At 66.1% G+C, this 11,964-nt stretch carries 17 protein-coding genes; 11 read left to right on the top strand and 6 right to left on the bottom strand.

The annotated features are described in order from the left end of the window. Nucleotides 1-35: 35 nt before the first annotated feature. A complete protein-coding gene (locus tag J0J06_RS14580; RefSeq protein WP_294043252.1) occupies nt 36-479 on the bottom strand; it encodes a hypothetical protein in 444 nt (147 codons plus the stop codon). A gap of 126 nt (nt 480-605) precedes the next feature. On the opposite strand from J0J06_RS14580, the gene J0J06_RS14585 reads away from it, so the two are divergent. Beyond that, nucleotides 606-1,568 carry an alpha/beta hydrolase gene (locus tag J0J06_RS14585; protein ID WP_294043254.1) on the top strand — a complete coding sequence of 321 codons (963 nt, stop codon included), beginning with the start codon at nt 606-608 and terminating at the stop codon, nt 1,566-1,568. 4 nt (nt 1,569-1,572) lie between these two features. Here J0J06_RS14585 and J0J06_RS14590 read toward each other — a convergent pair whose 3' ends face one another. Both J0J06_RS14590 and gpmA read right to left on the bottom strand, forming a co-directional pair. Further along, nucleotides 1,573-1,845, bottom strand: a complete 273-nt coding sequence (locus J0J06_RS14590; protein WP_294043256.1) for a DUF4242 domain-containing protein — start codon at nt 1,843-1,845, stop codon at nt 1,573-1,575. Between the two features lie 62 nt (nt 1,846-1,907). After that, the gene (gene gpmA, locus J0J06_RS14595; RefSeq protein WP_294043258.1) at nt 1,908-2,594 is read right to left on the bottom strand and encodes a 2,3-diphosphoglycerate-dependent phosphoglycerate mutase; all 687 of its coding nucleotides are present in this window, start codon (nt 2,592-2,594) and stop codon (nt 1,908-1,910) included. Between the two features lie 128 nt (nt 2,595-2,722). Between gpmA and J0J06_RS14600 the strand changes: the two genes are divergently transcribed. Next, complete coding sequence (locus J0J06_RS14600) at nt 2,723-3,454, top strand: dienelactone hydrolase family protein (RefSeq protein ID WP_294043260.1); 732 nt, start codon at nt 2,723-2,725, stop codon at nt 3,452-3,454. 21 nt (nt 3,455-3,475) lie between these two features. On the opposite strand, the gene J0J06_RS14605 is transcribed toward J0J06_RS14600, so the two are convergent. After that, nucleotides 3,476-4,594 carry a M14-type cytosolic carboxypeptidase gene (locus tag J0J06_RS14605; protein WP_294043262.1) on the bottom strand — a complete coding sequence of 373 codons (1,119 nt, stop codon included), beginning with the start codon at nt 4,592-4,594 and terminating at the stop codon, nt 3,476-3,478. After that, nucleotides 4,591-5,181, bottom strand: a complete 591-nt coding sequence (locus J0J06_RS14610; protein ID WP_294043264.1) for a DUF4136 domain-containing protein — start codon at nt 5,179-5,181, stop codon at nt 4,591-4,593. The genes J0J06_RS14605 and J0J06_RS14610 overlap by 4 nt, the downstream gene beginning before the upstream one ends. 157 nt (nt 5,182-5,338) lie before the next feature. On the opposite strand from J0J06_RS14610, the gene ykgO reads away from it, so the two are divergent. Both ykgO and J0J06_RS14620 read left to right on the top strand, forming a co-directional pair. Continuing rightward, on the top strand, nt 5,339-5,464 hold the full coding sequence (gene ykgO, locus J0J06_RS14615; protein ID WP_003046794.1) for a type B 50S ribosomal protein L36: 126 nt from the start codon (nt 5,339-5,341) through the stop codon (nt 5,462-5,464). A gap of 5 nt (nt 5,465-5,469) precedes the next feature. Beyond that, nucleotides 5,470-6,084 (top strand): HAD family phosphatase, encoded by a 615-nt coding sequence (locus tag J0J06_RS14620; RefSeq protein WP_294043266.1) that lies wholly within the window; start codon nt 5,470-5,472, stop codon nt 6,082-6,084. Here the strand turns inward: J0J06_RS14620 and pyk are convergent. After that, entirely contained in the window at nt 6,081-7,535 is a 1,455-nt protein-coding gene (gene pyk / locus J0J06_RS14625; protein WP_294043268.1) for a pyruvate kinase, read from the bottom strand. The genes J0J06_RS14620 and pyk overlap by 4 nt on opposite strands. A gap of 69 nt (nt 7,536-7,604) precedes the next feature. On the opposite strand from pyk, the gene J0J06_RS14630 reads away from it, so the two are divergent. From J0J06_RS14630 to ruvA, 7 genes are all read left to right on the top strand, one after another. Further along, entirely contained in the window at nt 7,605-7,895 is a 291-nt protein-coding gene (locus J0J06_RS14630) for a DUF1244 domain-containing protein (protein ID WP_294043270.1), read from the top strand. Between the two features lie 60 nt (nt 7,896-7,955). Continuing rightward, nucleotides 7,956-8,195, top strand: coding sequence for a DUF2312 domain-containing protein (locus tag J0J06_RS14635; RefSeq protein WP_294043272.1), 240 nt, complete (start codon nt 7,956-7,958; stop codon nt 8,193-8,195). Nucleotides 8,196-8,235: 40 nt separating this feature from the next. Beyond that, nucleotides 8,236-8,781, top strand: coding sequence for a DUF1003 domain-containing protein (locus J0J06_RS14640; RefSeq protein WP_294043274.1), 546 nt, complete (start codon nt 8,236-8,238; stop codon nt 8,779-8,781). Then, complete coding sequence (locus J0J06_RS14645; protein ID WP_294043276.1) at nt 8,778-9,956, top strand: aminoacetone oxidase family FAD-binding enzyme; 1,179 nt, start codon at nt 8,778-8,780, stop codon at nt 9,954-9,956. Before J0J06_RS14640 ends, J0J06_RS14645 begins: the two co-directional genes overlap by 4 nt. A 118-nt stretch (nt 9,957-10,074) precedes the next feature. After that, on the top strand, nt 10,075-10,818 hold the full coding sequence (locus tag J0J06_RS14650; protein WP_294043278.1) for a YebC/PmpR family DNA-binding transcriptional regulator: 744 nt from the start codon (nt 10,075-10,077) through the stop codon (nt 10,816-10,818). Next, nucleotides 10,815-11,300, top strand: coding sequence for a crossover junction endodeoxyribonuclease RuvC (ruvC, locus tag J0J06_RS14655; RefSeq protein ID WP_294043395.1), 486 nt, complete (start codon nt 10,815-10,817; stop codon nt 11,298-11,300). The genes J0J06_RS14650 and ruvC overlap by 4 nt, the downstream gene beginning before the upstream one ends. 43 nt (nt 11,301-11,343) lie before the next feature. Next, nucleotides 11,344-11,940 (top strand): Holliday junction branch migration protein RuvA, encoded by a 597-nt coding sequence (gene ruvA / locus J0J06_RS14660; protein WP_294043280.1) that lies wholly within the window; start codon nt 11,344-11,346, stop codon nt 11,938-11,940. Nucleotides 11,941-11,964: the final 24 nt, after the last annotated feature.

Here is an 11,964-nt window from a genome sequence, read left to right on the forward strand (position 1 = left end):
CGTTAGCCTTCACGCGCCGTCAGGGCAACCGGCGCTTATCGGCCCGGCCGGCAACCTCGCGTCTTGTAGACGCCGCGGAGGAAGCCGCGTTGCGCGATTCCGGCGTCGGTCGCCGCAGCCAGCCGCCGGTCCGCCGCCGCCGCACCGCTGATTTCGCGCACGACTCCGCGGAACGGGATCAGCGAGTTGACCACCGCCTTGCCGCCCATTTTTGCGATGCTCTCGCCCTTTTTCGGGCCATCGTCGAAATCCGGGCCGAGCACCTGATCGAGGTCGCCGAGTTTCGCCGCCATCGCCCTACACGTGCCCAGACCCTGCAGCGTGTAGGGCCCTTCTGCGGCGAGTTCGAGAACCGGCGGAATCTTGGTCTTGACCACGCCGACGTCGCGCGCGGGCTGTGACACGATCTTGCCCGCTTCGTCGATGTCGGAGGGTTTCTTCGGTTCGTCCTGGGCAGTGGCCATAGCGGGCAGGGTCATGGCAATGCCGATCAGGGCGACACAAGCGGGGCGGAAGAGATTTTTCATGGTGGCTGGCGAACGAATACGGGGGCGTAACGGTTCCATCCGCTGGCATGATGCCGCCGCCATGGCTATCGTCGCGCCATGACCCAGGAGAAATCGACCGAGACGCGCAACCGGGCGCTGCTGGGGCTGGCTGCGGCGGTCGCCGTGGCGGGGTCGGGCGTCGCGATCGCCCGCGCCATGCGCGCCCGAGTCGATCGGCGGCGGCGCGACAAGGGGCTGTCGTTCGGGACCGCGCGGGTTCACGGCGCGGTGCTGCATTTCGCCAGGGCCGGACGCGGCCCGGCGCTGATCCTGCTCCACGGTTTCCCGCAGGACTGGAGCGAGTGGCGGCCGATCATGGCACGCCTGGCGAAGCGCTATACCGTCGTCGCCCCGGACTTGCGCGGGATCGGCCAGTCGACCGCCGGATCGGCGAAGTTCGACGCCGCTACGATGGCGGCGGACGTCCACGAACTGACGCGGGTGCTCAAGCTCGATCGGCCCTATGTGGTCGGCCACGACATCGGCGGGATGGTGGCGCGTGCCTATGCCCGGCTCTATCCGAAGGACCCGCGCGGGGCGATGATCCTCGACGTCGCCGTGCCGGGGCTGGACGGCTGGGACGATGCGGTCAGCGGGTCGAAGGCATGGCATATCGGTTTTCTCCAGACGCCCGACCTGCCCGAAACATTGGTCGCGGGCGGGCGTCAGGATGCGTTCCTCAGCTATTTCCTGCGGATGGGTCGGCATAGCGCCGCCGAAATGGGCGAAGCGCTGAAGGCTTATGCTTCGGCCGCGCAATTCCACGCGGCGTGCGAGATGTTCCGCGCGTTCGGCGACAATGCGGCTTTCGGACGCGAGACAAATGGGCTGAACGATGTGCCGTTGGTCTATGGGACCGGCGAGGGTTCACCTTTTGCCGGCTTGGCCGATCGCATCGTCAAGGCGCTCGAGGATAGCGGCTTCGTGAGCGTGAAACGCGTGACCGTGCCGGATGCGGAGCACTATGTCGTTGCCGACAACCCTGAAGCGATCGCGGCGCTGATCGAGCAACACGCCTGACGAGTTACTCTGCCGTGGTCGGGTCGATCACGTTGCGCACTTCCGCGACCGAATTGGCGGGGAAGCCCGCTGTCTCGGCGTGCTGCCGGATCAGGTCCGCCGACGGCGCGCGATAGATGCAATAGATCTTGTCGTCGGTGACGTAGCTGTGGACCCACTGAATTTCGGGGCCGAGGTCGCGAAGAACGCTGCACGACGTCTGCGATGCGCCCTTCAAATCGGCGGCGCTTGCCCCGCCGATTCCCGGCATGTCCCGTTCGATCACGAATTGCGGCATGTCGACTCTCCTTCGGCCCGTCAGGGCGCGCCTGTGCGATGAGTCGGTCTAGGACGGAAGCGTCACCGCTCGCTGAGGTAGTAACGATCGGTCGCGTTCAGCGCATCGTCCAGTTCGTACACGATCGGCTGCCCAGTCGGGATTTCGAGGCTGGTAATCTCTTCCTCGGGGATGTTCGACAGGTGCTTGACCAGCGCGCGGAGCGAATTGCCGTGGGCTGAGATCAACACCCGTTGGCCGTCCTTCAGCGCGGGGGCGATGCGGCCCTCCCAATAGGGCAGCACGCGCGCGATCGTGTCCTTCAGGCTCTCGGTCGCCGGGATCGCGATGCCGGCATAGCGGCGGTCGTTGGTCAGGTCGAACGGCCCGCCCGGCTCCATCGCGGGCGGCGGAATGTCGAAGCTGCGCCGCCAGATGCGCACCTGGTCGTCGCCATGCTTCGCCGCGGTCTCCGCCTTGTCGAGGCCGGTCAGCCCGCCATAATGCCGCTCGTTGAGCCGCCAGTCCTTCTCGACCGGCAGCCACAACCGCCCCATTGCCTCCAGCGCGATGTTGAGCGTCTTGATCGCCCGCGTCTGCAGCGAGGTGAAGCATTGGTCGAAATCCAGGCCCTTCACCGCCATCAACTCGCCCGCCGCCTTCGCCTCCGCCGCGCCCTTTTCGGTCACGTCGACGTCCCACCATCCGGTGAAGCGATTCTCCAAGTTCCACGCCGACTGGCCGTGGCGGATCAGGACGAGGGTGGGCATCTGGAAACCTCCGTTCGGGCTGAGCTTGTCGAAGCCCGTGTTGCGGGGCGCTGTAACGATGCAACCCGCCCTTCGACAAGCTCAGGGCGAGCGGATAGAGGAGGCGCGCAATTTCGGGAGAGCGAGTCATGGCGATCGTGCGGCAGACCATGGTGTACGACGGTCCCGGTGGCCCGTTCGAAGGCGTGTTCGCCTATGACGACGAGGTCGAGGCGGCGCGCCCCGGGGTGATGGTAATCCCCAATGTGCTGGGCGCGAAGGAATCGGACAGCGTCACGGCGGAGAACCTGGCCAAGCTCGGTTATGTGGGCTTCGTCGCCGACGTCTATGGCCAGGGCAAGCGCACGAATTTCCAGTCGGAAAACCCGGCGCAGTACATGAACGAGCTCAACGCCGACCGCGGGTTGCTCCGCGATAGGCTCAAGGCGTCTCTCGACACGCTCAAGGGGTTCGCGTTCGTCGATCCGGCGAAGACCGCGGTCTATGGCTATTGCTTCGGTGGGAAGTGCGCGCTCGACATGGCGCGCGCCGGGATGGACGTGCTCGGCGTGGTCAGTTTCCACGGCGTGTACGACCGGCCCGATTGGGACAATGTCTCGCCGATCGCGGCCAAGGTGCTGGTGTGCCACGGCTGGGAAGATCCGATCGCCCCGCCCGACGTGATGGTCGCGCTCGGCAAGGAATTGAGCGAGGGCCACGCCGACTGGCAGATCCACGCCTACGGCACAGCGGGCCATGCGTTCACGGACAAAGACCGTAAGGGCCAACCGGTCGTGCGACCGGGCGTGGCGTATGAGGAACGCGCCGACAACCGGAGCTGGGAAGCGGGGCGGGCCTTTGTGGGCGAACTGTTCGGCTAGTCCGCCCCTTGCAGGGGAGGATTAGATTCCGTCGATCACCTCTTCGACCGTCTCAAGCATCGCAACCGCCAGCCGTTTGCTCCGTTCCGGCGACCAGCCGAACTCGGCGTCGGGGTTCGGATCGTGGTCCTTGAACGGCATTTCCAGCGTCATCGCAACCGCGCCGTAGCGTTCGGCGAGCTGGTTGGTCGACATCGTCAGGTTCGCCTTACCGGGTGCCGATTTCTCGTAGCCTTGTTCGGTCTGGAATTCCGGCGTGCGCGCGGCCAGCCGGCGACCGAAATCGTAGAATTTCTCTCCTAGTTCGTCGGTCCAGCTCGGGATGCCCTCGAACCCCGCCAGGAAGTTGGCCGGGATCGCTTCGTCACCGTGCACGTCCATCGCCAGCTTGCACCCGGTCGCGTCCATCGCGTCGCGGACGAGCTTGACCTCGGGGCTGCGCTCCATGCTCGGCGTGTGCCATTCGCGGTTGAGGTTCACCCCTAAGGCGTTCGTGCGCAGATGCCCGCGGAACGTGCCGTCGGGGTTCATGTTGGGCACGACGTGGAAGGTGCACTTGGCCTTGAGCGCGTCGGCCGCCGGGCTGGTGAGCCATTCGAGCGCGCCCTCCATCCACCATTCGGCCATGCTCTCGCCGGGGTGCTGGCGGGCGTAAAGCCAGGCCGGCTTGTCGCCCGAGCCGATCGTCAGCAAATCCATCGCGCGGCCGTCGAGCGTATGGCCGAGCTCGCGATGCGTCACGCCCGGCATCGCCGCATACTTCGTGATCAGCGCCTCGTGCTGCTCCATCGTGTAGGGCGCGAAATAGGCGAACCAGGCCAACTGCACATCGCTGTGCCAGTCGAACTCCAGCACGCCGTTCTCGTAGCGCGTTTCGATCTGCCGCCACGCGACGCGATCGGTCGAGGCGCGCGTCTTGTAGCCCGGCCACCCGAACGGATAGGCCGAACCGCCAGCGTTGAGGATGCGGAACGTCAGCTTGCGCCCGGCGGCATTGGCCAGCCGGAACGAGAACCACTGGTAGAAATCGGAATCCTTGTCCTTGACGATTTCGAGATCGACGCGGTCTCCCTCGATGGCGATCAGCTTGATGTTGCCGCCGTCGAAGGCGCTGGTGATGGCGAGGGGGGTGTCAGTCATTTGACCGTGATAGTGCGTCCCGATTCGCCGGGGAACCCCGTGAACAACGCCTTGGCGAGCTTTGCCGGTATGGCGTTCGCCTCGCCGGTCCCGGTGCGGCGGATCAGACGGGTCTGCGCCTTGCCCTCCCACACGCCGAGGTCGCCGGCGCGACGGTTGATGCGGACCGAGAGAGTCGCGGCGGTGTCGTCGCGCAATTCGCCCTTGCCGATCGGGATGCCGCCGCTGACGCCGGCATCGACGCCGCCGCCACGGCCGTAGCTGCCGCCGCCGACGCCCAGCCCGAGCGTGAACGGGGCGGGTCCGCGCACCGACCGCGTATCGCTCTGGAACCCGATTCGCGCCACTAAGACCGAGTCCGCGCCCGGCGCCGCGACGGTGTAGCCCTGCGCGGTCAACGCGTCGCCGACCGCGGCGGCATAGGCCTGGAACGAGGGGCCGTCATTGGTCCCGTCCTCCGGCACCAGGCTGATCGTGCCGCGCGGCACTTCATCGGCGCGGAACCGAGTCACTTCGGTCGGAAAGACCGGCGGCGCGCTCGCGCATCCCGCCGCCGCCAACGCCACCAACAACACCGCCCTGCGCATCGTCCGTTTCCTTACTCGTTGCACTCGCGCAAAACGTGCCGTCGCCGACTCCGTTTCGCCGGTCCCTTTATAGGCACGGCGGGTTGACTTCGCCGACCCCTTTCTCTAGGCGCGCCGCTTCCAGTTTCACCGTCAAGATAAGCAAAGCGAATCGATCATGAAGATCCGCAATTCACTGAAGTCGCTCAAGGACCGTCACCGGGATAACCGCGTGATCCGTCGTCGCGGCCGCACCTACGTCATCAACAAGACCAACCGCCGCTTCAAGGCCCGCCAGGGCTGAACCCGGTGACTCAGCCGACGTCGGTCATTTTCGACGTCGGCCGCGTCCTGTTCGACTGGAACCTGAGGTTCCTCTACGAGCGCCTCATCCCCGAGGGTGAGGCGCTCGATGCGTTCCTGCGCGACGTCGTCACGCCGGCTTGGCATTTCCAGCACGATGCCGGGCGTCCTTTCGCCGAGACGTCGGCGGAGTTGATCGCGAAGTACCCGCACCATGCGGACGCGATCCGCGCGCTCCACCCACGCTTCAACGAAACGATCGGGCCGGCGATGCCCGGCATGGCGCAACTCGTCGCCGATCTCGATGCGGCGGGCGTGCCGCTGTTCGCGATCACCAATTTTTCCAGCGAGTTCTGGCCGCCGTTCCGAGCGCGCGAAGCCGAGTTTTTCGCACCATTCCGCGACGTGGTGGTGTCGGGGGACGAGAAACTGGTGAAGCCCGAAGCGGCGATCTACCGCCTCGCGCTCGACCGGTTCGGGGTGCGGGCGGAGGAAGCGGTGTTCGTCGACGACAACGCCGCAAACGTGGAGGGTGCGAACGCGGTCGGTATCCACGGGCTGTTGTTCGCCGGCGAACCGCAGTTGCGCATCGATCTGCGCAGGTTGGGATTCGCCGTCTAATTATACCCCTTCAACTCGTCGCCGACGATGCGGACGACGTGGATAACGTTGGTCGACCCCGGGGTCTTGAACGGCACGCCCGCCATCACGATCACGCGGTCGCCCGCCTTCGCCAGATGATGGCGCAACACCATGCGCTTGGCCTTGGCGACCATCTCTTCGAACGAATCGACGTCCTTGGTGTGAACGGCGTACGCGCCCCACAGCAACCCGGATCGCCGAGCGGTTTCCACCTTCGGGGTCAGCACCATGATCGGCACGGCGGGCCGCTCACGGGCGATTCGACGGGCCGTCGACCCCGACGAGGTGAAGCACACGATCGCCGCGGCATCGACCGTCCTGGCGATATTCTTCGCCGCTTCCGACAGCGCGTCGGCAGTCGTCGCGTCCGACTGGATCACGGTGAAGTGGATGCGGTCGCCGTGCATCGGGTCGCGCTCCACGGCCTCGCCGATCGCGTTCATCATCGCGACCGATTCGATCGGCCATTTGCCCGCGGCGCTTTCCGCCGACAGCATGATCGCGTCGGCGCCGTCATAGATGGCGGTCGCGACGTCGGAGACTTCGGCGCGGGTGGGCGAGGGGCTTTCGATCATCGATTCGAGCATCTGCGTCGCGACGACGACCGGCTTGCCCTGACGACGCGCGGTTTCGACGATCCGCTTCTGCAGCGGCGGCACGGTCTGCGGCGGCAGTTCGACGCCCAGATCGCCGCGCGCGACCATGACGCCGTCGCACGCCTCGATGATCTCGTCCAACCGCTCGATCGCGGCGGGCTTCTCGATTTTCGCCAGCAACGCCGCCTTGCCGCCGATCAGCTTGCGCGCTTCCCACAGGTCATCCGGACGCTGGACGAAACTGAGCGCAATCCAGTCGACTCCCTGATCGACCGCGAAGGTCAGGTCGCTGCGATCCTTTTCGGTCAGCGCCGCCATCGGCACGACGACGTCGGGGACGTTCAGACCCTTATTGTTGGACAGCGGCCCGCCGACCTCGACATTGGTGACGATCTTATTGTCGTCATGCTCAAGCACGCGCAGCACCAATTTCCCGTCGTCGAGCAGCAACCGCGCGCCCGATTCCATCGCCGCGAAAATCTCGCGGTGTGGCAGCTCGACGCGGGTCGCGTCGCCCGGCGTCTTGTCGCGGTCGAGGACGAACACACTATCGGTCTTGAGTTCGACCTTGCCGCCCTCGAACTTGCCGACGCGCAGCTTCGGCCCCTGCAGATCGGCGAGGATCGTGGTCGGGCGGCCATATTTCTTTTCGAGGCCCCGGATCGCCTCGATCACCGCGACCTTCGACACCTGGTCGCCATGGCTCATGTTGACGCGGAACGCGTCGGCGCCCGCTTCGAACAATTTGGCGATCATGTCGGCCGTGTTGCTCGCCGGGCCGAGCGTCGCGAGCACGCGAACCTTGCGGGAGCGCGGGGCTATGGCCTTGGTCATGCAATCCTCTTGCTTGTGCGCCTCTGCCTCTACCCCCTATCTCGGCGCGATCAACCTTGGAGCATACGAATGGATACGCTCGACACGATCGACGACGCCGCTGCCGCCGAGGCGTTTCGCCGGCTGGTGATGCACCTGCGCCACCGCAGCGACGCGCAGAATGTCGACCTGATGGGGCTCGCCGGATTCTGCCGCAACTGCCTCGGCGACTGGGTGGCGGAGGCCGCCGGGATCGACAAGGCGGCAGGACGCGAGGCGGTCTATGGCATGCCCTATGACGACTGGAAAAAGGCGCACCAGACCGCCGTCAGCCCCGACCAATTGCGGCGAATGGAAGAAAGCGTCGCGAAGAATGCGTGACGAATCGGATGCGTTCGGGCATCGCGCGCGCTTCAACGAAAATCCAATCAAGGGACTCCAATGAGCGACATCATCGCCGCCGACCAGCTTCGCCTGTTCATCGAACGCATTGAGCGGCTGGAGGAAGAGAAGAAGGCCATCGCCGACGACATCAAGGACGTCTATGCCGAAGCGAAGTCGAACGGCTACGACGTCAAGACGATGCGCGCGATCGTGCGGTTGCGGAAGATGGAGAAGCATCACCGCGACGAGGCGGAGGCGCTGCTCGACACCTACAAGGCGGCGCTAGGCCTTGCCTGAACGGCACGCCCGCCGATGATATTGCGGAAAGGTCAGATCGATGATCCCCACTCAGACTGACCTTGCCCGTCACCTGCTCGGCAAGGAAGACGCGGCGCTCGACGAGGAAGAGCGCAACGTCCTCGAGGACATCGTGCTCGGCACGCCGACGACGCGCGACGCGGCGGACGTCGCCGACGAACGCGCGACGTTCGGCGATCATCTGTCCGATCGTGTCGCCGCGGTCGGCGGATCGTGGGGCTTCATCATCGCGTTCACCGCGGTGCTGCTCGGGTGGATGCTGCTCAATTCGGACGTGCTGAAATATTTCGGACTGCAGTTCGATCCCTACCCCTACATCTTCCTCAACCTGATGCTGTCGACATTGGCCGCGGTGCAGGCGCCGATCATCATGATGAGCCAGAACCGTCAGGCCGCGAAGGACCGCGTCGCCGCCAGCCTGGACTATGAGACCAACCTGCGCGCCGAACTCGATATTCTGCGACTGCATCACAAGTTCGACAACTTGATCGTCGACCGGCTCGACCAACTGGAGGCGAAGATCGACCGGCTGGCGGGCGCGCCGGGCGACCGCACCGCCGCGTGAGCGAGCACCCCTACGACGCGATCGTCCTCGGCGCGGGGGCGGCCGGGATGATGGCGGCGGCGGTCGCCGGGCGGAACGGCAACCGCGTGCTGATCGCCGACCATGCCGACGAGCCGGGCAAGAAAATCCTGATTTCGGGCGGCGGGCGGTGCAATTTCACCAACGTCCACACCGCGCCTGACCGGTTCCTCTCGGCCAACCCGCACTTCGCGCGATCGGCGCTCGCGCGCTACACCCCCGCGGACTTCCTGGCGCTGGTCGATGGTTACGGCATCGCCTGGCACGAAAAGACGCTCGGGCAATTGTTCTGCGACGGATCGGCGCGGCAGATCGTGACAATGCTGCGCAACGAATGCGCTGGCGGCGGGGTGGATTGGTCTTTGGGGCGTCCGGTCGATGAGATCGATCATGCTGACGGGCGCTTCAGCGTGCGGTTCGGCCGCGAAACCGCGGTCGCGCCGAGGCTGGTGATCGCCACGGGCGGCCCGTCGATCCCGCAGATGGGCGCGACCGGCTTTGCCTATGACGTCGCGCGGCGCTTCGGCCTCAAGGTTGTCGAGCCGCGCCCAGCGTTGGTACCGTTGACGCTCGGCGGGGACGAGGCGCTGTTCAAGACCTTGTCGGGCGTATCGTCGGAGGTGATCGCACGTGCCGGCAAGGGCAGCTTTCGCGAGGCGGCGCTGTTCACCCATCGCGGGCTGTCGGGGCCGGCGATCTTGCAAGCATCATCCTATTGGCGGCATGGCGAGGCCGTCACGATCGACTTCACCCCCGACCGGCCCGATGGCTGGCTGGTCGAGCAGAAGCGCCTCCACCCGCGCATGGGCGTGCAATCGGTACTCGGCCAGGGGTTGTCGGGGCGTCTGGCGGAAGCACTGGCCGACCGCATCGGACTCAATGGCAACCTCGCCGACCTGACCGACAAGGCGTTGGCCGAGGCGGAAGCGCGGCTCGCGGCGTGGCCGTTCCATCCCAACGGCACCGAAGGCTTCATGAAGGCCGAAGTCACGATCGGCGGCGTCGCGACCGACGCGCTGTCGCAACAGACGTTCGAGGCGAAAGCGGTCCCCGGCCTCCACTTCATCGGCGAATGCGTCGACGTGACCGGCTGGTTGGGTGGCTATAACTTCCAGTGGGCGTGGGCGAGCGCGGTGGCTTGCGGAAAAGCCCTCTAGTACTCCTGCGAAAGCAGGAGCCCAGGGCCACAAGCCGTGTCGTTCGTGGCTCTGGGTTCCTGCTTTCGCAGGAACACGGGTTGAGATAGAGACGCCGCCAAAGTCTAACGAGGACCCAATGGCAGGCCATTCCAAGTTCAAGAACATCATGTATCGCAAGGGCGCGCAGGACAAGAAGCGCTCCAACCTGTTCTCCAAGCTGAGCCGCGAAATCACCGTCGCGGCTAAGATGGGTTTGCCCGATCCCGACATGAACCCGCGCCTCCGCGCGGCGGTCAACGCCGCCAAGGCGCAGTCGATGCCCAAGGACAATATCCAGCGCTCGATCGACAAGGCGACCAAGGGCGAGGGCGACAATTTCGAGGAAATCCGCTACGAGGCGTTCGGCCCCGGCGGCGTCAGCCTGATCATCGAAACGCTGACCGACAATCGCAACCGCACCGTCACCAACGTGCGCACAGCGATCTCCAAGAACGGCGGCAATCTCGGCGCGCCGGGATCGGTCAGCCATGGCTTCGATCGGATGGGCCTGATCAACTATCCGGTGACGGCCGGCGACGCGGATACGGTGTTCGAGGCGGCGCTCGAGGCGGGCGCGGAGGACGTGTCGTCGAGCGACGAGGGTCACGAAATCTGGACCGAACAGGGCAGCCTGCACGAAGTCGCCAAGGCGCTTGAACCGGTGCTCGGCGAGGCCGAAGGCGCGAAGCTCGCCTGGCGCCCGCAGACGATGGTCGAGGTCGATGAGGGCGACGCGGGGACGCTGTTCAAGCTGATCGACGCGCTGGACGACGACGACGACGTCCAGACCGTGTGGGGCAATTACGAAGTGTCCGACGCGGTGATGGAGAAATTGGGCTGATCATCCTGGGTCTCGACCCCGGGCTCGGCACCACCGGCTGGGGACTGATCCGCGCCGAGGGCAACCGGCTGTCGCATGTCGCCAACGGTCAGCTCAAGACCGATGCGAAGCAAAGCCTCGCGCGGCGCCTGTCGCACCTCGACAGCCAGCTCGCCGCGCTGATCGCCGATCACGCGCCGGACGCCGCCGCGATCGAGGAGGTGTTCGTCAACATGAACCCGCAATCGACGCTCAAGCTCGGCCAGGCGCGCGGCGTCGTGCTGCTGTCGGTGGCGCGCGCGGGGATCGAGCCGGGCGAATATGCCGCGCGGCTGGTCAAGAAAGCGGTGGTCGGGGTCGGTAATGCCGAAAAACCGCAAGTCCACGCCATGGTCGCGCGCCTGCTCCCCGGTATCAAGATCGTCGGCGCGGACGCGGCCGACGCGCTCGCGGTGGCGATCTGCCACGCGCATCATCTGGCGTCGGCGCGGCGGCTCGGCTGATTTTCGCTTCCCAAGGGGCGAGTGTTCCGCATATGTCCCCGCGATGATCGCGCACCTGAGAGGCCGCCTGGAAGCGACCGGCATCGACCACGCGGTGATCGATGTCGGCGGGGTCGGCTATCTGGTCGGCGCGTCGGCGAAGACGCTCGCCGCGATCGGTCCGGTCGGCGAAGCGGCGACCCTGTTCACCGAGATGCTGGTGTCGGAGGATTCGATCCGGCTGGTCGGCTTCGCCCGGCCGGACGAGCGCGACGCGTTCGTCATGCTGACCGGAGTGCAGGGCGTCGGCGCACGGGTCGCGCTGGCAATCCTGTCGGTGCTCGATCCGGCCGACCTTGCCCGCGCGGTGGCGAGCCAGGACAAGGCGATGGTCGCCCGCGCCAACGGCGTCGGTCCCAAGCTCGCCGAGCGAATCGTCCGGGAATTGAAGGACAAGGTCGGCGGCGTCATCCCCGGCACCGTCACCCCGGTCGCAGCGGCAAGCGGCGCGGCGCAGGACGCGGTATCGGCGTTGCTCAACCTCGGCTTCCGCCCCGCCGAAGCCAATGCCGCGGTCGGCGCGGCGGAGGAGGAACTGGGCGCAGGTGCTGGGCTGGATGCGCTGGTGCGGCTTGCGTTGCGGAAGGCAGCTCGCCCCTGATATTAGTGAACGGTTTGCCAACCT

It is taken from the genome of Sphingomonas sp. (genome assembly GCF_017304615.1).
Classification (GTDB): domain Bacteria; phylum Pseudomonadota; class Alphaproteobacteria; order Sphingomonadales; family Sphingomonadaceae; genus Sphingomonas.

Excerpts from the sequence above, each read along its gene's own strand:
- J0J06_RS14580 (WP_294043252.1), bottom strand. The coding sequence starts at position 479 with ATGACCCTGCCCGCTATGGCCACTGCCCAGGACGAACCGAAGAAACCC.
- J0J06_RS14585 (WP_294043254.1), top strand. The coding sequence starts at position 606 with ATGACCCAGGAGAAATCGACCGAGACGCGCAACCGGGCGCTGCTGGGG.
- J0J06_RS14590 (WP_294043256.1), bottom strand. The coding sequence starts at position 1,845 with ATGCCGCAATTCGTGATCGAACGGGACATGCCGGGAATCGGCGGGGCA.
- gpmA (WP_294043258.1), bottom strand. The coding sequence starts at position 2,594 with ATGCCCACCCTCGTCCTGATCCGCCACGGCCAGTCGGCGTGGAACTTG.
- J0J06_RS14600 (WP_294043260.1), top strand. The coding sequence starts at position 2,723 with ATGGCGATCGTGCGGCAGACCATGGTGTACGACGGTCCCGGTGGCCCG.
- J0J06_RS14605 (WP_294043262.1), bottom strand. The coding sequence starts at position 4,594 with ATGACTGACACCCCCCTCGCCATCACCAGCGCCTTCGACGGCGGCAAC.
- J0J06_RS14610 (WP_294043264.1), bottom strand. The coding sequence starts at position 5,181 with ATGCGCAGGGCGGTGTTGTTGGTGGCGTTGGCGGCGGCGGGATGCGCG.
- ykgO (WP_003046794.1), top strand. The coding sequence starts at position 5,339 with ATGAAGATCCGCAATTCACTGAAGTCGCTCAAGGACCGTCACCGGGAT.
- pyk (WP_294043268.1), bottom strand. The coding sequence starts at position 7,535 with ATGACCAAGGCCATAGCCCCGCGCTCCCGCAAGGTTCGCGTGCTCGCG.
- J0J06_RS14630 (WP_294043270.1), top strand. The coding sequence starts at position 7,605 with ATGGATACGCTCGACACGATCGACGACGCCGCTGCCGCCGAGGCGTTT.
- J0J06_RS14635 (WP_294043272.1), top strand. The coding sequence starts at position 7,956 with ATGAGCGACATCATCGCCGCCGACCAGCTTCGCCTGTTCATCGAACGC.
- J0J06_RS14640 (WP_294043274.1), top strand. The coding sequence starts at position 8,236 with ATGATCCCCACTCAGACTGACCTTGCCCGTCACCTGCTCGGCAAGGAA.
- J0J06_RS14650 (WP_294043278.1), top strand. The coding sequence starts at position 10,075 with ATGGCAGGCCATTCCAAGTTCAAGAACATCATGTATCGCAAGGGCGCG.
- ruvA (WP_294043280.1), top strand. The coding sequence starts at position 11,344 with ATGATCGCGCACCTGAGAGGCCGCCTGGAAGCGACCGGCATCGACCAC.